This is a genomic window from Methylobacterium sp. C25 (assembly GCF_021352225.1).
Lineage (GTDB): Bacteria > Pseudomonadota > Alphaproteobacteria > Rhizobiales > Beijerinckiaceae > Methylobacterium.
In genome coordinates, this window is sequence record NZ_JAAUVI010000002.1 from 599,009 (window position 1) to 618,864 (window position 19,856).

A 19,856-nucleotide genomic window follows, 5' to 3' on the forward strand; every position below is an offset into this window, starting at 1 on the left:
TTGCGCGCCCCCGCCGCCGCCAAAACGGTGGTCGTCCCGTCGGGATGCGCTTGAGACAGGTTCTTCGGCGATGAGCATCGATCCCCCGACCCGCCCGCAAGATCAGCTCGTGACTGTGTTCGGCGGCTCCGGCTTCCTCGGCCGGCACGTGGTGCGCGCCCTGGCGAAACGCGGCTATCGCATCCGGGTCGCCGTGCGCCGGCCGGATCTCGCGCTGTTCCTGCAGCCGCTCGGTTGGGTCGGCCAGATCGTCGCCGTGCAGGCGAACCTGCGCAATCACGACTCGATCCGCCGCGCCGTCGAAGGATCCGACGTCGTCATCAACCTCGTCGGCATCCTTCAGGAGACCGGAAGCCAGCGCTTCTCCCGGCTTCAGACCGAGGGCGCCGGCGAGATCGCGCGCGCCGCGGCGAATGTCGGCGCGCGGGTTGTTCACGTCTCCGCCCTCGGTGCCGATGCGGCATCCGAGTCACTCTATGCCGCCTCGAAGGCGCTCGGTGAGGCAGAGGTGCTGAAGGCACGGCCAGATGCGGTGATCTTCCGGCCGTCGCTGCAATTCGGCCCCGGCGACAGCTTCTTCAATCGGTTCGCGACACTGGCGACCATGCTTCCTGTGCTGCCGCTCGTCGGTGGCCTGACGAAATTCCAGCCTGTCTTCGTCGGCGACGTCGCCGAGGCGATCGCGCGGGCCGTCGACGGCAAGGCGGAAGGCGGCAAGGTCTACGAGCTGGGCGGCCCCGAGGTCAGCACGCTGGAATACTTCGTGCGCTACATGCTCGAGGTGACGATGCGCCATCGCGTCGTCGTCGACCTCCCATGGCCACTCGCCCGTCTACAGGCTCGAGCGCTCGAGTTGGTCAACACGGCGACGCTCGGCCTTCTGCCCGATTACCTCAAGCTGACTCGCGACCAGGTGATCATGCTGCAGACCGACAATGTCGTCTCGGAGGCGGCGAAAACAGAAGGCCGCACCATCGAGGGACTTGGCATTTCACCGACAGCTGCCGAAGCCGTGGTGCCGGGCTATCTCTGGACGTACCGCAAGCACGGCCAGTTCGCACAGGGCCGCGGCACCGAGAGCGAGGAAGCCATTCCCGATCTGCTCGCGTCGCAGCCGACCGGCGCTCAATCCGCACATCACCCGCGCACGGCGAGCGGGCCTGCAATCGGACAGGGGTCGGCGCCGGCCGGTGCCATGGGCAAGCGCTGGGGAACGCGCAACTGAGCTTGGGCTCAGCCGGCGGAAGCGAGAGAGCCAGGGAGTCAGATGATGTCGAGCGAAGCGTCCGTCGTGGATCACGCGGTGTTCGACGTGGCTGAATATGCCGCCCGGCTCCCCGAGACCTCGGACACGATGGTCGCCGACCATCGCTTCACCGACGACGAGGCGGCGAGTGCCCGCGTGTTTCGCGTGTACAAGCCGACGCCGCCGCACACCCACTCCACCTGCGACGAGTATCTCTACTCGCTGTCGGGCCGTTGCCTGATGAAGTTCGGAGACGAGGCGCCGGTGGAAGTCGGGCCAGGCAAACTCGTGGTGTTCAAGCGGGGCGTCGTCCACTCGGTGCCGGAGATCCTCGAAGAGCCGATGGTATTCCTCTCGGTGGACACGCCTCGCCGCGCTCCGCGCGACATCCGCTTCATCAAAGAAGGTACCGGCACGCCCGACAGCTTCATGCGGCAGAAGGACTGAGGCCGCCCATCGTCGGTGAGCCGACGGCCGCGAAGGCTCAGTTCAGACGACTTCGGCCGCAGCTGGCGATGGCGCGGCTGTTGGCCGCCCGGCATGTTGAAAGAGCCGCTCGCTGGTCAGCTTGAGGAAATAGAATCCGAATTCCGGGTTCTGGTAGTAGAGCTGCTTCACTTCCGAATATGCTAGGCAGAGCGCGTGCCCGCTCTCGATGCAGACCAGCGAGCCGGTGCGGCGATTGTCCGGCGCGAGCATGCCGAGTTCGCCGACGACGTCGCCCGCACCGAGCTCGATGTCGTGCTCCGGGATACGGAAACGCCCGCTCTCGATCGTGAACATCTCCGAGGCTTCGTCTCCCAACCGAAAGATCACCTGCCCCGCCTTGAACTGACGTGCCTTGCCGAACGGCTTGAGCCAGTCGAGCGAGAGATCGCCGGAAGCGGCCTTCTCGACGTCCTTCACGAGACGAACCATCTGGAACAGCCGCCAGGCGTTGAATGGAATCTGGATCATTTCAGTCAGCACTACGGGCATGCTGTTGATCATCAGACCGTAGGTGATGACCACGCAGCTCGCCGTGAGCGCCACGATGCGCAGCGGTATCATCGTACTCATCGCCGACGAGGCGACAGTGAGCACGGTGCCGGCATAGCCGATCGCCTCGACCCAGTTCATGCATCCCCCTGCGATCCGGTATCGTCGAGCCCGCTCGAACCGCCGGTCCCGTCACCCTGACTGCGCAATGCGGCACGGCTCAGGCGTGGCGTTACCCAAACCGTTCGATGACTTCATCGGCCGCCCGCGCCCCTTCCGCGTAGGCGCCACCCGCCGTGCCCCATTGCTCGCGCGACAAGGCCTCGCCCGCAAACCAGAGTCTCTCGTCGACCGGCGCCTTCAGCGCAACCCGCGCTGGGGCGTGGCCTGGAGGCACGACAGCCCACGAGCCAAGCGACCGGGCATCCCGCCGCCATTCGGTCACGGCAGGGATGGCGAGGTCGTCGATGGCGCGATAGCCAAAATGCTCGGCGAGCACGGCACGCACGAGATGACGGGCTGCGTTGGCCGGAGCCAGCTTGGCATCGAGCCCTTCGGCCATAGCAGCATCCATCTCGAAGAAGTGAAAGGGTGACCCTCCGATCCGTGTCAGCATGCCGGGTGGGCGGTGTCGTCCGCCGATGACACTCGCAAGCCGATCGCGGCCCTGAAAGGGGGCCGACGGCCAGTGCAGCACGGCGTGTTCGTAGGTGCCGGAGATAAATCCGTCGATCGCCGAGCGGATGGCAGGAGGCAGGGCCGGCGTGAAGCGGATACTGGATTGCAGCACCATGATCGGCACCGTGACGATCACGGCCTTTGCCGAGAGTGAGGCGCCGTCCGCAGTTCCGACCTTCACGCCGTCCGCCGAGCGATCGATGCGGGTAACCGGCATCCGCAGGACGATCGGCAGGTCTTGCGACAGCCGCGCGAGGTAGGCGCCATACCCACCGTCGACGAAGAAGTTTTCGCCGTATTCGAGGCTCGGCCAGTCGTGCAGCGAGACCTCATCGAGCGGGCGGCCGGAGACCAGCGCGTGGACCAGTTCGATCCGGTCACGCCATGGCCCAAGCCCGACGGGAACGAGCGAGCCCACCGCGCAATCCTCGCTCGTCTTGGATGCCCCGAGCGTCATCGCGCGGTCGGCGAGATCGAAGGCGCTGGAGAAGGCGCGCCGCTCGGCCGGCCGCGCGCGACGGCGGCCGATGACGAGGTGCCCGTTCTGCGGCGCCTTGCGCAGGGGCTCGCCGCGCGCCCGGCCCAGCGCGACCAGCGGGTTGACCGGGCCCGCATGAAGCCAATGGGCACCGAGGTCGATCGGATGGCCGCGCAGGCTCGTGGTGACAGCCCGGCCGCCGACGCGGTCGCGTGCTTCGAGGACCGCGACGGATAGCCCGGCCTCGATGAGCCTGCGCGCCGCGCCGATGCCCGCCGCACCGGCCCCGACGACGATGACGTTTGGCGAGGTCGGCAACGGCGCAAAGCGCGGCATTACCGTCGAGCGGAAGCGGGCATGCGCAGGCGGAACGGCAAGGCGGTCGGGCGTCATGGCGCTGTGCTCGCAGATCCGCGCCACATCGTCACCGGGTACTCCGCGACGCATCTCGGTCCTGTTACATGGGCCGCAGAGGTCGGTCTTCGCATCCGCGCGGAGGAGCCTGACGACACCAGTCAGAAATGCGGCCGGATGGGAAGGCTTTCAGTGTCGATCTACGCGGTAACACCGACGAGTCCTTCGATCGTGGGATCAAATACCTCGTCAAGAATCAACTCCTCGACCGATGATGTTTTCATGGCGACGAGCGACTTTCTCGCCCCGGTGCTGCGGTGCGGTAAGCATTTGAACGTGCACACCAGTCGCCGGAACAAGCATTGTTGCGGTCGAATTCGACCAAGCTTGTGCGCGTTTTCGGCTTGACGAGAGGCGAACACAGTCGCAGTCTCCACAAGTGCTTCGAAAGGGAAGCACTGACAGCTCGGAGAGACAGCGATCATTTTATCGTTGTTGCGAAGAGTATTGGCTGAAGGAGACAGGAATGACTCCACCCCAGCGGAAAGCCGCTTAGACGACCTCAGGTTCGGTTTGGCCTGAGATTGAGCGGCGCGTTACGAGCCACCGGACGGAAGCGGCCCCAGGGGCGCAGAAGCGACCTGTATAGGTACGACTTCGAACACGCATCAGCCCCACCTAGAGCCGCTTCCGCCGCGGTTCCTCCTCGGCGAAGACGATCGCGAGCGTAGCTGCCCAGCGCCCCGGCCTCCGGACGGCGGGCGCATTTCGCATGATGACTGTCGGCGAACGGGACCTAGTCGATCCCGAGCTTCGCCTTCAGCAGGGCATTGACCGAAGCCGGGTTGGCCTTGCCGCCAGTGGCCTTCATGGTCTGCCCCACGAACCAGCCGAGCAGCGTCGGCTTCTCCTTGGCCTGGGCGACCTTGTCTGGATTCTTGGCGATGATCTCGTCGATCGCCGCCTCGATGGCGCCGGTGTCGGTGACCTGCTTCATGCCGCGCTGCTCGACGATCTCGCGCGGGCTGCCACCCTCGGACCAGACGATCTCGAACAGGTCTTTGGCAATCTTGCCGGAAATCACGCCTTCGCCGATCAGATCGACGATCCCGCCGAGTTGCTCGGCCGAGACCGGCGTGTCCTCGATGCCTTTGCCTTCCTTGTTCAGGCGGCCGAACAGCTCGTTGATCACCCAGTTCGCAGCGGCCTTGCCATCGCGCCCTCGCGCCACGGCCTCGAAATAGTCGGCCGAGGAGCGTTCGGCGACGAGCACGCCGGCATCGTAGGCGCTGAGCCCGAAATCGGCGATGAAGCGCGCCTTCTTGGCGTCCGGCAGTTCGGGCAGGCCCTCGGCCAGCCCGTCGACGAAGGCCTGGTCGAATTCGAGCGGAAGCAGGTCCGGGTCGGGGAAGTAGCGGTAGTCGTGCGCCTCTTCCTTCGAGCGCATGGAGCGGGTCTCGCCCTTGTTCGGGTCGTAGAGCCGGGTCTCCTGGTCGATCGTGCCGCCATCCTCGATGATCGCGATCTGGCGGCGAGCCTCGGTCTCGATGGCCTGGCCGATGAAGCGGATCGAGTTGACGTTCTTGATCTCGCAGCGCGTGCCGAGCGGGTCGCCGGGCTTGCGCACCGAGACGTTCACGTCGGCGCGCAGGTTGCCCTTCTCCATGTCGCCGTCGCAGGTGCCGAGATAGCGCAGGATGGTGCGCAGCTTGGTCACGTAGGCCCGCGCCTCCTCGGAGGAGCGCAGGTCAGGCTGCGAGACGATCTCCATCAGCGCGACGCCGGAACGGTTGAGGTCGACGAAGCTCTTGGTCGGGTCCTGGTCGTGCAGCGACTTGCCGGCATCCTGCTCCAGGTGAAGGCGCTCGATGCCAACCGTGATCGACTCGCCATCCGCGAGATCGACGAGCACCTCGCCCTCGCCGACGATGGGGTCCTTGTACTGCGAGATCTGATAGCCCTGCGGCAGATCCGGATAGAAGTAGTTTTTCCTGTCGAAGACAGAGCGGTGATTGATCTTGGCCTTGAGCCCGAGACCGGTGCGCACAGCCTGCGCCACGCATTCCTCGTTGATCACCGGCAGCATGCCGGGCATCGCCGCATCCACCAGCGAGACGTGGTCGTTCGGCTCACCGCCGAACTCGGTGGAGGCGCCGGAAAACAGCTTGGAGCGGCTAGTGACCTGGGCATGGATCTCCATGCCGATCACGACCTCCCAGTCGTGCAGGCCGCCCTTGATGAGCTTTTTCGGGGAAACGGGGGCGTTCATGACGTCTCGAACTCTCGGCGCGGACGATCAATCCGCGATCTTCGGCGTGTGTAGGAAGGGCGAGGCTCGCCGGTCAAGGCAATGGGCGTCCTCACCACCGTCATTCCGGGGCCGCGAAGCGGAACCCGGAATGACGGCAACTCGTCGTCACACCAATCCCGTCGCGTAATAGACGCCGATCACGAAAAACACCGCCAGCGTCTTGATGCAGGTGATGGCGAAGATGTCGCCGTAGGATTGCCGGTGCGTCAGCCCGGTCACGGCGAGCAGCGTGATCACCGCGCCGTTATGCGGCAGCGTGTCCATGCCGCCGCTGGCCATGGAGGCGACGCGGTGCATCACCTCCAGCGGAATCCCGGAGGCCTGCGCCGCCTGGACGAAGCGCTCGCCGAGCGCGGCCAGCGCGATCGAGAGGCCGCCCGAGGCCGAGCCCGTGACGCCGGCGAGCACGTTCACCGTCACCGCCTCGTTCACCAGAGGGTTCGGGATCGCGGAGAGCGCATCCGAGATCACCTTGAAGCCCGGCAGCGCCGCGATCACCGCGCCGAAGCCGTATTCGGTGGCGGTGTTCATGCCGGCGAGCAGCGAGCCGGCCACCGCCGCCTTGGAGCCCTCGGAGAACCGGCTCGCGAGGTTGCGGAAGCCGAGCAGCACCGTGGCGAGGATGCCGAGGATCAGCGCGCCTTCCACGGCCCAGATCGCGGCGACCGCCTTCACCTGAACCGTCACGGGATGGGCGACCATGTCCGGATTGAGCGCTGCCGAGGCCTCCGTGCCGTAGGAGGCGGTGATCCAGGAGAGCAGCAGCTTGTTGCCGATGCCGACGATGAAGAGTGGCAACAGCGCGATGGCGGGATGGATCGTGATCTTGTCCTCGCTCGCGACCGGCTCCTCGGCATGGTCGGCCCCGTAGCCCTCGCCGGCGGCGGCAGCCCGGCGGCGACGGAATTCGAGCCAGGCGACGCCGAGCGTGAAGACGAAGATCGAGCCGATGATGCCGAGCCAGGGCGCGGCGTAGGCGTCGGTCTTGAAGAAGCTCGTCGGGATGATGTTCTGGATCTGCGGGGTGCCCGGCAGGGTGTCCATGGTGAAGGTGAAGGCGCCGAGCGCGATCGTGCCGGGGATCAGGCGCTTGGGAATGTCGCTGCGCCGAAACAGCTCGGCCGCGAAGGGATAGACAGCAAACACCGCCACGAAGAGCGAGACGCCGCCATAGGTCAGGATCGCGCCGACGAGGACGATGGCGGCCACCGCCCTGCCCTGCCCGAGCAAACCCGTCACCGCGCCGACGATGGAGCGGGCGAAGCCCGAGATCTCGATGAGCTTTCCGAAGACGGCGCCGAGCAGGAAGAGCGGAAAGTACAGCTTCAGGAAGCCGACCATCTTCTCCATGAACAGGCCGGAGAAGATCGTCGGCACGGCGGCCGGGTCGGTGACGAGCACCGCAGCCATGGCCGCGATCGGCGCGAACAGGATGACGGAGAAGCCGCGATAGGCGACCGCCATCAGGAAGAACAGCGCCGCGAGGCAGACCACGAAGCTCATCGGCACTCCTTGGAATGGCAGGATAATGCTGTCGAAGCTGGACGCGGCGGGAGTCAAGCGATGGCCGCACGCCCGCGAAGAATTGATGGCGAGCTAGCCGCGCCGCACGCAACGGCGATGACAAGAGGCCATATTTCGAAACCAACCTCAGAGCATCCGGTGCATCACCAAGGCATCGACCAGCCCCAGGCGGGGATGGCGGAACGCTTCGGGAAGGCGGCCCACCTCAGCGAAGCCGAACGAGCGCCACAGGGCGATTGCACGCTCGTTGCTCGCCACCACGAAGTTGAACTGCATCGCCGTGAAACCGGCCTCGCGCGCCACATCGAACGAGCGCTTGGCCATGGCACGCGCGACCCCGCGGCCCGTGGCGTCGGCATGGGTCGCGTAGCCTGCATTCGCGACATGGGCGCCGCCTCCGAGCTGGTTCGGTCGAATGTAGCAGGTGCCGAGCACGCGACCGCCGCTCTCGGCCACGAGCACGCGATGAGCGGGGGCCATCCAGTAATCGAGGATGGCGTCGCCGCTCCAATCACTCGGTAGGGTATAGGTCTCGCCGGCGCGAACAATCGGCTCGAGGATCGAGAGGATCGCGCCGCGATCGGCTGGCGTAGCCGGGCGGACGTTCAGGTCACTCACAGGCACCCGGATCCTCTTCGTCCGCCTCGATCTCCATGATCTCGCCGCGTCGATAGCGCGCCTGGTTCTCGGCCACACGCCGCGCCGCCTGCAGATGACGGCCCCGGCCGACCTCGTCCGGGTTGCCGCCTTCGGCGACATGGCGCTTGGCTGCGACGAGGTCGGGATTCCCCCAGCGGTCGAGGAGTGCCTGGAAGGCATCCACGCGCTCCTGCCGGAACGGGATGCGCTGACCGAGCGCGTCCTTGTAGGGATGCGCCGGGTGCATCGCGGCGAAGGGCACGAAACCTTCCGGGATCGGTGTGGTGGCCGCATGCGTCCGTCCGCCCTTGAGCAGCTGCGGCATCACATGGGTATGCGGCCCCTCGGGGCTCTTGCCGTCCGCAGGAGGGATCGGCTGGAAGACCTCGACGCGGCCGGCGCGGCCGACGAAGACCCGGTTGGGGCTCAGCTCGACGAGGCGCGGCCCGATCGGATTGGCATGGTCGAAGATCGGCTTGCCGGAGCCGGCGCGCAGGCAGGCGATCACCTCCGGATCGGCCGAGCGGACGCAGGCATCGACGGCGAGCAGATCGAGGCCGAGATCGAACAGGATCGCATCGCGGTCCTCGTCGCGGGCGGCATCCCTGTCGGGTCCGAGCTCGGTGACGACGCTTCGCCGCGTCATCGCGCAGGCCTCCTCCGGCAGGCAGAAGGCGACCGCGTGGTTCCAGCCGGAATTGATCGCGGTCTCGTAGGCCACCGGGCGCAAGCCTGGGATAGGCGTGAAAGCGACGGCGCCGCGCGAGGTATAGGCGCCGAGCCGGCCGTCGGTCAGCTCGGTGACGGTCTCGTCGGCGTCGCGCATGAACTCGGCGATGGCACCGAAGCTGCCGACGCTCCAGGCCGTCTCCGGATCGGCGAGGCTGGTGCGCAGCAGGGCCTCGACGGCGCGCACGTCGTCCATCTCCTCCGCGGTGGCGATCGTCATGGGCGTGTCCCTCCCTGTTCCGTCCCTGCGCGCGTCCAGGGCAGGATATAGGCCCCGCCATCGGCATGGCGGCCCCTCTGAGCGGTGACGCCGAAGACCGAGCGCAGCAATCCATCGTCCAATGCGGCGACGGGGGCGGCATCGGCGACGATGCGACCCTGCGCCATCACGACGAGCCGGTCGCAGAAGCGCGCGGCGAGGGTCAGGTCGTGCAGCACGGCGATTACGCCGGCACCGCCATGGCTGACCTTGCGAAGCAGCGCCATCGCGTCGAGCTGATGGGCCGGGTCGAGGGCCGTGATCGGCTCGTCCGCGAGGAGCATCTCGGCCTCGACGCTGAGCGCACGGGCCAGCAACACCCTCATGCGCTCGCCGGAGGAGAGTGTCGGCTCGGTCCGCGCGGCGAGATGCGCAACCTCCGTCAGGGCCATCGCGCGGGCAATCGCCGCATGATCGGCGGCGCTTTCGGCGGCGAACGCACTGCGATGGGGCAACCGGCCGAGGGCGACGATCTCGCGCACACTCATCGGCCAGCCTATGCCGGCGCCCTGGAAGAAAGCCGCGACGCGCCGGGCTCGCTCGTCACGCGTTACGCTGGTGATCGGCCTGCCATCGATCGTGACCTGGCCGGCATCGGGCTCGATCAGCCCAGCGAGCACGCGCAGCAAGGTGGTCTTGCCCGCTCCGTTAGGCCCGACGAGGCCGACGAACTCGCCGCGCTCCACGGTGAGGCCGACCCGGTCCAGGATCATGCGGCCGCCGAGGCGAATGACCGCATCCTCCACCGCGAGGCGCATCAGCCCCTCCCCCGGTGGTGAAACAGCAGGCCAATGAGAAATGGCGCACCGACGAGGGCCGTCACGACACCGAGCTTCAGCTCCGGCCGCGTCGGCAGCAGCCGCACCGCGATGTCGGCGAGGAGCACGAGCGCGGCACCCGCGAAGCCGCTCGGCAGCAGGCTGGCCGAAGGCCGCGCTCCAACCAGCGGGCGCATCAGATGCGGCACCACGAGCCCAACGAAGCCGATCGCCCCGCTAACTGCGACACCGCTGCCGACTGCGAGTGCAGCCCCCGTCACGATGCGCAACCGCACGGAGACAAGATTGAACCCGAGGCTCGACGCCGTGTCCTCACCGAGGGACAGCGCATCGAGCGCCCGGCCGGTGGAGAACATCATCAGCCAGCCGACGAGCATGAGCGGCAAGCAAAGCCAGACGTGGTCCATGCTGCGGTCGATGAGCGAACCCATCAGCCAGAAAACGATCTCCAGGGCTGCATAGGGGTTCGGTGCGAAGTTGAGGGCGAGCGCCGTCAGCGCACCGGCAAGGCTCGAAAGGCCGACGCCGGCAAGGATCAATCCAAGGGTGCCGGTACCGCGCATCGCGAGCAGGTTGATGGCGAGCGCCGCGCCCGCGGCTCCGGCGATACCGCCGAGCGGCAGGGCGAGGCTCAGTGCTCCGGCGAGCCCGCTATAGAACACGATGACCGCGCCCAACGCTGCGGCAGACGAGATGCCCAGAATGCCCGGATCGGCGAGCGGGTTGCGCAGATAACCCTGCATCACCGCACCGGTCAGTCCGAGACTGAAGCCGACGAGCGCCCCGAGTAGCGCGCGCGGAATGCGCAACTCCCACAGCACCAGGGCCGGGAGGGTGGTGCGCCCAGCGAGCCAGTCTGCGAAGGCTGCCGGCACGTCCAAGGCGGCATAGCCGCTAGCGACGGAGGCAACCAGGAGAGTGGCGACGAGGACGGCCAGGGCTGGCACGAGCCAGCGCCCGGGGCGGTATTGCCGAACGACGATGGGCGGCGAGGGTGCGTTCATTGGACGGAGCCGTCGCGCGAAAAACCCTCTCCCGTTTGCTTGGCCTGCGCTCTCTCCCACACAGGAGGGAGGACCTGGACGGCCGTACGCGCCCTGGCAGCCTCCGTCAGCCGTTTCACGACTTCCACCACCTGAGGTCCAGGGCAGTTCCAGAGCCGGTTCGGAATCGAGACGGTGCGCCCCTCACGGCGAAGCCGCTCCAGCACCGGATGATGGAGCAGCGCATCGGCGACCGAGGGCGTGCCGGGGTTGGAATCGTCGAGAACGATGAGGTCGGCATCGGCGAATGCAGCGGCCTCAAGCGGCACTTGGCCCGAGCGATCACGGCCGATCTCCGCGGCGACGTTGACGAGCCCAGCCGCACGGATCACCGCATCTCCGAGCGAGCCGGGCGCGACGGTGAAGCCGTTCGGACGCATGACGAGTGCACGCAGCGGCCGGGGGGCTGGCGAGGCCTCTCCGAGCCCCCTGTCGAGATCGGCGACGAGGGCCTCGCCACGATCGGGATGGCCCAACGCCTTGGCGACGGTACGAATCTGGGCACGGACGCCGTCGAAACCACCTGGGAGGCCGAGTTCGAGCACCGGCATCCCGATCCGCTTCAGCATCCCGACGGCGCTGCGCGTGGTGAAGGCCCCGGCGATCACGAGGTCGGGATGGAGAGCGATCACCTCCTCGGACAGACCGCGCGTCAGCGGCACGTCGGCGGCCTCGGCGAAGACCGAAGAGCCGCGCGGATCGCGCGCGAGCCAGGTCACGGCGGCGATCTGATCGTGGTCGGCGAGGCGCAGGACGAGTTCGTCCGCGCAGAGGTTCACGGAGACGACGCGTGCCGGGCGCGCCGCCCCTTCCGCCGCAACGCTGCTGGCGGCTAGGCACACCGCCAGGAGAGTCGCGGGAAGGAGGGACAGGTTTCGCATCGTTCTCAGAACGTGCTCACACGGACACCGCCATATACGGCAAGGCCGGGTCCGAGGAACCCGGTTGGGTTCTCGTAGCGACGGTCGAACAGGTTATCGATACGGCCGAAGAGGCTCACGGTGTCGCTGATGTCGTAGTTGACCGCGAGATTGACGGTGGTGAAGCCAGGGTTCTTCAGGCGCGGCACAGAGAAGTCGCGGTTGCCGTCGACGAATGGGCCGATCACGACGAGAGTCCCACTGAGCGTTAGGCCTGGCATGGGCGTCCAAAGTGCCGTCGCGCTGCCCTTGTGGCGAGGCCGGCGCAGCAATTCGAGGTTGCTGACCTCGTCCTTCGTCACGGTGTTCGTGTAGTCGATCCGGCCAGACAGGGTCTCCGTGAACTTGACCGAGGCGAAGGCCTCCGCGCCGTAGGACTCGGCTTTGCCGATGTTGACCCAACGGTATTGGAAACCCGGCAGGAACTCGGTCTGGATCAGGTTCTTGTAGTCGTTGTGGAAGTAGGTCGCGCCGACCAGCACACGCTCGCCGATCGGCTGTTCGAAGCCGGCATCGTAGCCGAGGCTCTCTTCCGGCTTGAGGTTCGGATTGGCGATCTGCCCGAAGGACGGGATGTTCACGTAGAGCTGATACAGCGTCGGCGTCTTGAAGCCGGAGCCGACGCTGCCCTTGAGGCGCGTCTCCGAGAAGGGCAGCACGTAGCTCGGTGCGACACGGAAGGTCGTGGCCGGGCCGAACGCATCGTTCTCGTCATGGCGCAGGTTCGCGACGATGGCGGCGCGCTCGAACGGCGTGAGCTGCGCCTCGACATAGCCGGCAGTGTTGCCGTTGCGCGCCTTCAGATCGCCGGTTCCGAAGGGATTCGGATCGGAATTCGAGAGACGCTCCTCGTCCCGCTGAGCGCCGAACAGAATCAGATTCCCTGGCGAAAGCAGGTAGTCGCCACGATACTCGTAGCGCAGCCGTTCTCCGATGTTGGTGTTCGGAATCAGGGCGAGCGGGTTGTAGATGTCGCTCTGATTGCGATTGAACAGGTTCGAGTAATTGATCGCGAACACGTTGTGGAAGCCTGCGATCGGCGTCCATTCAGCCTCGTTGCGTGAGTAGATCTGCTGGTTGCCCTGCTCGCTGCGGATCGTGCCGAATTGAACCGGCGCCGGGAACAGGCTGTAATCGTCGGTATTGAAACGCAGCGTCGCGTTCGTGAAGCGCGTGATCGAGTTGATGCGGAACTCGTCGGTAACCTGATAACCGAGCTTCGCCGAGATGGTGTCGTTGTCGTAGTAGTTCGGCCGTCGCAGCCCGGACGCGGGCACGAGGTCGAGTGGCGTGACAGGCGTCGCCGCCGCCCGGAAATGCGCGATCGAGACCGAGTAGTCGAAGCCGTCCTGCGAGCCGCTGATACGGCCGCTCTGGTTGAAGGTGCCGTAGGAGCCGCCTTCGATCCGCGTGCTGATCTTCGTCGGCCCCTCGCCGCGCTTGGTCGTCAAGGAGACCACGCCGCCGATGGCGTCGGCTCCATAAAGTCCACTCTGCGGACCGCGCAAAACCTCGATCCGGGACAGATCGTCGGTGAGCATGTGGGCGAAGTCGAACGAGCCGTTCGCGTTCGAAGGGTCGCTGGCGTCGATGCCGTCGATCAGCACCTTGGTGTGATTGGAATTCGCGCCGCGAATGAAGACCGAGGCCTGGCCTCCGGGGCCACCGGTCTGGACGACGTTGAGGCCGGGCACCTGCTGGAGTGCGTCCGGTACAGTGCGACGCTGCTGTGCCTCAAGCGTCTCGGCCGTGAGCACTGTGACGCTGGATCCAGTCTGCGAGACAGGGGTCGGCACACCGGTGGCGCTGACGGAGATCTCTTCGAGCGACTCGGCCATTCCCGGCCGTGTGTTCGCGAGAGGAGCCCCCGTCTGCTGTGCGAGCGCAGGAAGTACGCCGAGCAGCGTAAACGCCACGCACGACGAAAGCGCGCGCCGGAGCGCGGGTGAGATGGAATAGGACACGGAAGAGGACCTCGGGCAACGGCAGTGGCACGTCACCGCGAACGAGGTCTTACCAAGCGGACACAGCCGCTTGCTTCGACACCCGCCGGAGCACCCCGCCCGACGCGTTTCGCGTGTGACCACGACTGACGGCAGGTCTCCTGGCTCGCGGGTCGCTGCCTTCCATCCGTCTTCCCGGGTCGAGGAACCCAGTGACTTCGGTGGCGGAAGGCTCGCCGCTTACAGTTGCGGGGGCAGCCGCGGCATCAGGGTCAAAGCCCCTCACCACGTTCCCTTTTGATCCCCGAGGGGAACCGTCACGCTTCAGCTAGGCTGCAAGTCATCGGATCGTCAATGCAGTGGAACGGTTGGGGCCCTTGGACGATGGTGAGTGTCGCCGTGCAGTGACAGCGCGGTAGACGGATTGCACGCAATCCATGCTAGATGGTGGGAGCAGGCGTTGACGATCCGGCAGCCGCCGCATCGTCCGCTCGGAACCGGTGCGATACGCCCTCCAGGGCGCTTCGCGCCTCAATCTCGACACGCTGGGCCTCGACACGATGGGAGACGCCCTTCGCCCGATCCGAGAGCCGATCCGGCCGGCACGCCCGTGCCGGCGCCGTGACCGCCTCCCCGCATCGTGCAGCTCGCCGTCCCGGAGCCCGAGACCCTTGACCATGGTACGCCGTTGACCCGCGAGCGGCTCAAGATCGGCGAGGCGCGCGATCCGTCCGCGGTCCGTCCCTCGCGTCTCTTCGAGCGCGGCATCGAGCCACCGCTCGACATGGCCGGCGGCGAGGCGACGCAGGTCGACCGCCGCGAGGTCAACCTTCGCTGGCTCTGCGCCAGCGCGCTCACTGGAATCACCGGCGCGGCCCTGCTCGGCGCAGCGATCCAGGTCTCCCTGACGGGCGGCGCCTCCTTCGCCGCAATCCCGGAGAAGGTGACATTGTCTTCGCGACGCGAGGTCGGCGACGACGGAGCCAGCGTGGCGCGCAAGGGCGACCGCCTCGTGCGCAATCTGATGATCGCCTCCGCCAAGCAGACGTTCCGCACGCCGGTCACGGTGCGGCTTGGCGACCGCGAGATCATCAAGGTCAAGCCATTCGTGCGCGTCTCGACCGCCCTGTCGATGCAGACCGGCGTCTTCGCCACCGATATCCCGAAATTCGATCCGATGAAGATCACGTCGGAGGAGCCGCAGGACCGCGCCTCGGATCCGAACGCGTCGGCAGCCGAGGGGCCTGGCGCCGAGGTCAGCGTGATCAAGCGCGACCTCACGGACCTGCCGATGGATGCGAGCGCCCCGGCGCTCACCGACGACGACGTCACCGCTCAAGTGGAAGAGGAGCGTCGGGTCACCGCCGAGATCGGTCGGCGCACTGCGTTGCCGATCGCACCGCAGATCATGCTGTCCCGCACGCTGCAGCCCGGCTCTGCCTCACCCAATTTCGACACCACCATTGGCGGTGGCAAGGAGGGAAGTCCGTTCAAGTCGATCGACGTGCTGGTGGTGCCCGAGAACGTCACCAGTCTTGGCAAGGTCGATCTCAAGACCGGCGAGGCCGCCCTGGTCGAGGAGCGCGACATGGCGCTCAAGCGTGGCGACACGATCGAGGCAGTGCTGAAAGCGACTGGCTTGGCAAGCGACGAGGCCATCCGCGGCATCGTCACGGCGCTCGGGGGCAAGACCAAGACGAACACGCTCACCGAGGGCCAGCAGTTTCGCGTGCAGATCGCGCCTGGGCCGAAGCCAGGTGACGGGCGACGCGTCACCCGCGTGGTGCTCTATGGCGAAAAGGGCGTCGAGGCGATCGCCGCGATGAACGACCGCGGCAGCTACGTTTCGGTGGCGCCTCCGAACGAAGACGTCCAGGCCGGCAAGCCGCAGCCCCAGGCCAACTCAGCCGACGACGAAGAGGAAGAGGAGAGCGGATCCGGCCCGCGCCTCTACCAAAGCCTCTACGAGACGGCCGCGCGGCACGAGATCCCGAAATCGGCGCTCGAGGACATCGTGCGCGTGTTCAGCTACGACATCGATTTCCAGCGCCGGATCTCGACCGGCGACAGCCTCGACGTGTTCTACAGCTACGACGAGGATGCGGGCGCGGGCGCCAACGAGCGGCCCGAGCTGCTCTACGCGTCGCTTAATCTCAGTGGCGACGTCCGCAAGATCTACCGGTTCCAGTCTCCCGACGATGGCTCGGTCGACTACCTCGACGAGCAGGGCCGCTCGCTGAAGAAATTCCTGATGCGCAAGCCGATCGCCGACGGCACGCTGCGCTCCGGCTTCGGTTATCGCCGCCACCCGGTGCTCGGCTACGCCAAGCTTCACACCGGCGTCGACTGGGCGAACCCGATCGGAACGCCCATCGTCGCTGCCGGCAACGGGACGGTGATCAAGGCGGAGTGGTCTTCCGGGTACGGCCAGCGCGTCGAAATCCAGCACATCAACGGATACATCACCACCTACAACCACATGTCGCGCTTCGCTCGCGGCGTGCGGGAAGGTGTCCGCGTAACGCAGGGCCAAGTCATCGGATACGTTGGCACCACCGGCCTCTCGACCGGCCCGCACCTGCACTACGAAGTGATCATCAACGGCCATTTCGTCGACCCGTTGAAGATCCGCGTGCCGCGCGGGCGCGAACTCGACGGCCGACTGCTCGCCGAGTTCAAGCGCCAGCGCGACCAGATCGAAGCGACGATGCAGAAGTCGAAGAACGCAACGACGATGGCCCAGCGCGACGCGATGAGATGAGGCGTGCCGGGCCAGCGCAAGGAAGGCTCAGAAGCCCAGCTTGCGGCGCACCTCCTCGGCCGTGACGCCTCGCGCACGAAGGTCGCCCAGCGTTTCCGATCCACGTGACTTGGCGAGCTTTTCGCCGTCTTCGGCCATGATCAGCCGGTGGTGGTGATAGGCCGGCGAGCGTAGGCCGAGCAGCCGCTGCAGCAGCGCGTGCAGGTCGGTTGCCGCAAGAAGATCGGAGCCGCGCACGACGTGACTGATGCCCTGGATGTCATCGTCCAGCACGACGGAGAGATGATAACTCGTGGGCACGTCGCGTCGTGCGATGACGGCATCGCCCCAGCGCGACGGATCGGCGGACACGACGGCCTCTGAGCCGTCCGGTTCGAAGCACCGGACACGATGTCGTCCCGGTGCCACTTCGAGCGCACGGGCCATGTCGAGCCGCCAAGTATGCGGCGCGCCTTGGGAGCGCAGCGCGGCAGACTCCTCGGCGGGCAGGGCGCGACAAGTACCCGGATAGAGCGGCGTGCCGTCGGGATCGCGATCGATTTCCGTCCCTTCCGCCTGCATCTGCGCAACGCGCGCCTGAATCACCCCCCGGGAGCAGAAGCAAGGATAGGCGAGATCACGCGCGATCAGTCCGTCGAGCGCCGCGCGATAGAGGTTCAGATGCTCCGATTGCCGCCGCACGGGCCGCTCGTAGGAGAGTCCAAGCCAGGCGAGATCGTCCTCGATCGCGGAGATCAGCTCGGGCCGTGAGCGCCCGGGATCGATGTCCTCGATCCGCAGCAGGCAACGGCCGCCTAGCCGCTTCGCGATCTGGTCGTTGAGCAGGGCGGAGTATGCGTGGCCGAGATGGAGGCGGCCGTTGGGGCTCGGAGCGAAGCGGAGGTGCGGCGGGCTCACGGCGTCGTGCGGCGCAGGCATTCCTGTTGGCCGGCGGTGCAGGCGATGCCGGGCGTCGAGCAGACGGGTCCGTCCGGCGTGCGGGCACAGGCGCGGCAGCCATCGCTCCACTCGGCGCAGGTCGGGTCGCTGTCGGGAAAGACGTCTCGCGAAGCCGTCGGCTTGTGAGGCGCCCCTGGCGCCATCGCGCCGATCGCAACGGTCGCTGCCACGATGGCAGCGATAGCGAGGGCGATCGGGCCGTCTCGGCGCGATGAGCTTCTTTCGGGCGAAGAGTCGGTGACCATCGCCCTCACCTCTGCTGGCGGCGGCCCGCCTGTCAACGGGCCGCCGGCCTGACTCAACCAGCCGTCTTTTCGGCGCTCGCGAGCGCCGCCGCCACGGCGCGGGCGAAGCTCACCGGATCGCGCGGCGTGTCACCGTCCTGGATGCGGGCAAGGTCGAGCAACGTGCCGGCCGGCTCGGTGATGTCCTCGCCGGCCTCGACCTTGGCGCTGAGCGCCTGGATCAGCGGGTGACGCGGGTTGATCTCCAGAACCGGATTACCGCCGCCGAAGCTGCGGCCAGCGCGGCGCATCAGCCGCTGCATCTGGAGATCGGGACCCATGCCGGATGAGGCCAGAACCACGGCGCTGTCGACGAGGCGATCCGTGGTGCGGACCTCGGAGACGTCCTTTTCGAGCGCAAGCTTGAGAGCTGCAACGAGCTTGTCCGCCTGCGGGGTCTCGGCGGTCTCGTCTTCGGATTTCAGCTTGGCGAGATCGGCCGAAGCCTGCGTGACCGAGCGAAGGTTCTTTTCCTCGAACTTGCCAAGCTGCTCCGGCCAGAAGGCGTCGACATGGTCGGCCAGCAGCAGCACCTCGACACCGCGCGCGGCGAAGCCTTCGAGCTGCGGCGACTTCTTCGCAGCCTCGGCATCGTCGGCGACGAGATAGTAGATCGCCTCCTGCTCCGGCTTCATCCGGGAGACGTACTCGCCGAGCGTGGTCCAGCCGTCCTGCGTGGTCGAGCGGAAACGGAGCAGCGGGGCAATCTCGGCGCGACGCTCGAAATCCTCGTAGATGCCTTCCTTCAGGACCGGGCCGAAATTCTCGAAGAACTTCAGGTACTCGTCCTGCTTCTCGGCGTTCTTCGAACGACTGGTCAGCTCATTGATCACGCGCGTGGTGACGGCGCGGCGGATCTTCTGGAGCGCCGGGGTCGATTGCAACATCTCGCGTGAGACGTTGAGCGGCAGGTCGTCGGTATCGACGACGCCCGCCACGAAACGCAGCCAGTTCGGCAGCAGCTCGGCCTCGTCGGTGATGAACATGCGGCGCACGTGCAGCCGCACCTTCGAACGGCGATCGTCCTCGACAGGCATGAACGGCTTCATGCCCGGCACGAAGAGCAGGCCGGAGAATTCCAGCGCGCCTTCCGCGCGCCAGTGCAGCGTCGCCCAGGGCTCGTCAAAGTTGTGGCTGACCGTGCGGTAGAACTCCTTGTACTGCTCTTCCGTGATCTCGGACTTGGACTTGCGCCACAGAGCCGTGCCCTTGTTCGCAGCCTCTTCCTTGCCTTCCTCGCCGACGATGGCGATCGGCACGGCGATGTTGTCCGCCCACTTCTTCACGACGTGGTCGAGACGGTAGCTCTCCAGGTACTCGCCGGCATCATCCTTGAGATGCAACACGATGTCGGTGCCGGCTTGGTCGCGCTCGGCCTTCTCGATCGTGTAGCTGCCCTGGCCATCGGAGGCCCAGCGCCATGCCTCGTCAGTGCCGGCCTGACGCGAGGTGACGGTGACGCGGTCGGCCACCATGAAGGCCGAGTAGAAGCCGACGCCGAACTGACCGATCAGGCTCGGACGGCTGTCCTCGGTGCCTTCGGCAGGCTTGGCCTCTCCGAGCGCCTGAGAGAAGGCGCGGGTGCCCGAGCGCGCGATGGTGCCGAGGTTCTTGGCCAGGTCGTCCTTGCCCATGCCGACCCCGGAATCCGAGATCGTCAGCGTCTTGGCTTCCTTGTCCGGGGCGATGCGGATCTTGGCATCCGCAGGAAGCGCCAGGGCCTCGTTGGTCAGGGCCTCGAAGCGGCGCCGGTCGGTGGCGTCGGCGGCATTGGCGACGAGCTCGCGTAAGAAAATCTCGCGATCCGAGTAGAGGGCGTGAACGACGAGATCGAGCAGCCGCCCGACCTCCGCACCGAACTCGTGCCGCTCTACGTTCGCGTTGACGGTATCCGTCTCGCTCAAAGGTCTGTCTCCCACGTGGAATTCCGCGCGGGATATGCCGTCTGAGCCGGCGTATTTCAATCGGCCCAAAGGAAAGGGCGGCCCCGT

17 protein-coding genes and 1 riboswitch are annotated in these 19,856 nt (G+C 66.7%); of the genes, 4 read left to right on the forward strand and 13 right to left on the reverse strand.

Annotated features, from left to right (window positions below):
• Positions 1-70 precede the first annotated feature (70 nt).
• Entirely contained in the window at positions 71-1,225 is a 1,155-nt protein-coding gene (locus tag HCU64_RS09180; RefSeq protein WP_233383521.1) for a complex I NDUFA9 subunit family protein, read from the forward strand.
• A gap of 42 nt (positions 1,226-1,267) precedes the next feature.
• Positions 1,268-1,693: a cupin domain-containing protein gene (locus HCU64_RS09185; RefSeq protein WP_233383522.1), complete on the forward strand. Its 426-nt coding sequence runs from the start codon at positions 1,268-1,270 to the stop codon at positions 1,691-1,693.
• Between the two features lie 42 nt (positions 1,694-1,735).
• Here the strand turns inward: HCU64_RS09185 and HCU64_RS09190 are convergent, their stop codons facing one another.
• Positions 1,736-2,365 (reverse strand): Crp/Fnr family transcriptional regulator, encoded by a 630-nt coding sequence (locus HCU64_RS09190; protein WP_233383523.1) that lies wholly within the window; start codon positions 2,363-2,365, stop codon positions 1,736-1,738.
• A gap of 91 nt (positions 2,366-2,456) precedes the next feature.
• A complete protein-coding gene (locus tag HCU64_RS09195) occupies positions 2,457-3,773 on the reverse strand; it encodes a flavin monoamine oxidase family protein (RefSeq protein WP_233383674.1) in 1,317 nt (438 codons plus the stop codon).
• A 128-nt stretch (positions 3,774-3,901) separates the two neighbouring features.
• Here HCU64_RS09195 and HCU64_RS09200 point away from each other — a divergent pair, with 128 nt between their 5' ends.
• Positions 3,902-4,009: a DUF2380 domain-containing protein gene (locus HCU64_RS09200; RefSeq protein ID WP_233383524.1), complete on the forward strand. Its 108-nt coding sequence runs from the start codon at positions 3,902-3,904 to the stop codon at positions 4,007-4,009.
• Positions 4,010-4,530: 521 nt separating this feature from the next.
• Here HCU64_RS09200 and gatB read toward each other — a convergent pair.
• The 8 genes from gatB to HCU64_RS09240 all read right to left on the reverse strand — a co-directional run bounded on the left by gatB (position 4,531) and on the right by HCU64_RS09240 (position 13,776).
• Entirely contained in the window at positions 4,531-6,003 is a 1,473-nt protein-coding gene (gatB, locus tag HCU64_RS09205) for an Asp-tRNA(Asn)/Glu-tRNA(Gln) amidotransferase subunit GatB (RefSeq protein ID WP_233383525.1), read from the reverse strand.
• A 147-nt stretch (positions 6,004-6,150) separates the two neighbouring features.
• Entirely contained in the window at positions 6,151-7,548 is a 1,398-nt protein-coding gene (locus tag HCU64_RS09210) for a GntP family permease (protein WP_233383526.1), read from the reverse strand.
• 147 nt (positions 7,549-7,695) lie between these two features.
• Entirely contained in the window at positions 7,696-8,187 is a 492-nt protein-coding gene (locus tag HCU64_RS09215; protein WP_233383527.1) for a GNAT family N-acetyltransferase, read from the reverse strand.
• Positions 8,180-9,157, reverse strand: a complete 978-nt coding sequence (locus HCU64_RS09220) for a DUF6925 family protein (RefSeq protein WP_233383528.1) — start codon at positions 9,155-9,157, stop codon at positions 8,180-8,182. The genes HCU64_RS09215 and HCU64_RS09220 overlap by 8 nt, the downstream gene beginning before the upstream one ends.
• Complete coding sequence (locus HCU64_RS09225; RefSeq protein ID WP_233383529.1) at positions 9,154-9,954, reverse strand: ABC transporter ATP-binding protein; 801 nt, start codon at positions 9,952-9,954, stop codon at positions 9,154-9,156. The genes HCU64_RS09220 and HCU64_RS09225 overlap by 4 nt, the downstream gene beginning before the upstream one ends.
• A complete protein-coding gene (locus HCU64_RS09230; RefSeq protein ID WP_233383530.1) occupies positions 9,954-10,979 on the reverse strand; it encodes a FecCD family ABC transporter permease in 1,026 nt (341 codons plus the stop codon). Before HCU64_RS09230 ends, HCU64_RS09225 begins: the two co-directional genes overlap by 1 nt.
• Positions 10,976-11,899: an ABC transporter substrate-binding protein gene (locus HCU64_RS09235; RefSeq protein ID WP_233383531.1), complete on the reverse strand. Its 924-nt coding sequence runs from the start codon at positions 11,897-11,899 to the stop codon at positions 10,976-10,978. The genes HCU64_RS09230 and HCU64_RS09235 overlap by 4 nt, the downstream gene beginning before the upstream one ends.
• Before the next feature lie 5 nt (positions 11,900-11,904).
• Entirely contained in the window at positions 11,905-13,776 is a 1,872-nt protein-coding gene (locus HCU64_RS09240; protein WP_233383532.1) for a TonB-dependent receptor plug domain-containing protein, read from the reverse strand.
• A 239-nt stretch (positions 13,777-14,015) separates the two neighbouring features.
• Positions 14,016-14,215, reverse strand: a riboswitch (cobalamin riboswitch).
• 354 nt (positions 14,216-14,569) lie between these two features.
• On the opposite strand from HCU64_RS09240, the gene HCU64_RS09245 reads away from it, so the two are divergent.
• On the forward strand, positions 14,570-16,642 hold the full coding sequence (locus HCU64_RS09245) for a M23 family metallopeptidase (RefSeq protein WP_233383675.1): 2,073 nt from the start codon (positions 14,570-14,572) through the stop codon (positions 16,640-16,642).
• A gap of 27 nt (positions 16,643-16,669) precedes the next feature.
• Here HCU64_RS09245 and gluQRS read toward each other — a convergent pair whose 3' ends face one another.
• Genes gluQRS through htpG form a run of 3 tightly spaced genes read right to left on the reverse strand, consistent with a single transcriptional unit; the run spans position 16,670 to position 19,769 of the window.
• Positions 16,670-17,560 (reverse strand): tRNA glutamyl-Q(34) synthetase GluQRS, encoded by an 891-nt coding sequence (gluQRS, locus tag HCU64_RS09250; RefSeq protein ID WP_233383533.1) that lies wholly within the window; start codon positions 17,558-17,560, stop codon positions 16,670-16,672.
• Positions 17,536-17,826 carry a hypothetical protein gene (locus tag HCU64_RS09255; protein WP_233383534.1) on the reverse strand — a complete coding sequence of 97 codons (291 nt, stop codon included), beginning with the start codon at positions 17,824-17,826 and terminating at the stop codon, positions 17,536-17,538. Before HCU64_RS09255 ends, gluQRS begins: the two co-directional genes overlap by 25 nt.
• A gap of 53 nt (positions 17,827-17,879) precedes the next feature.
• The gene (gene htpG, locus HCU64_RS09260; RefSeq protein ID WP_233383535.1) at positions 17,880-19,769 is read right to left on the reverse strand and encodes a molecular chaperone HtpG; all 1,890 of its coding nucleotides are present in this window, start codon (positions 19,767-19,769) and stop codon (positions 17,880-17,882) included.
• Positions 19,770-19,856 lie beyond the last annotated feature (87 nt).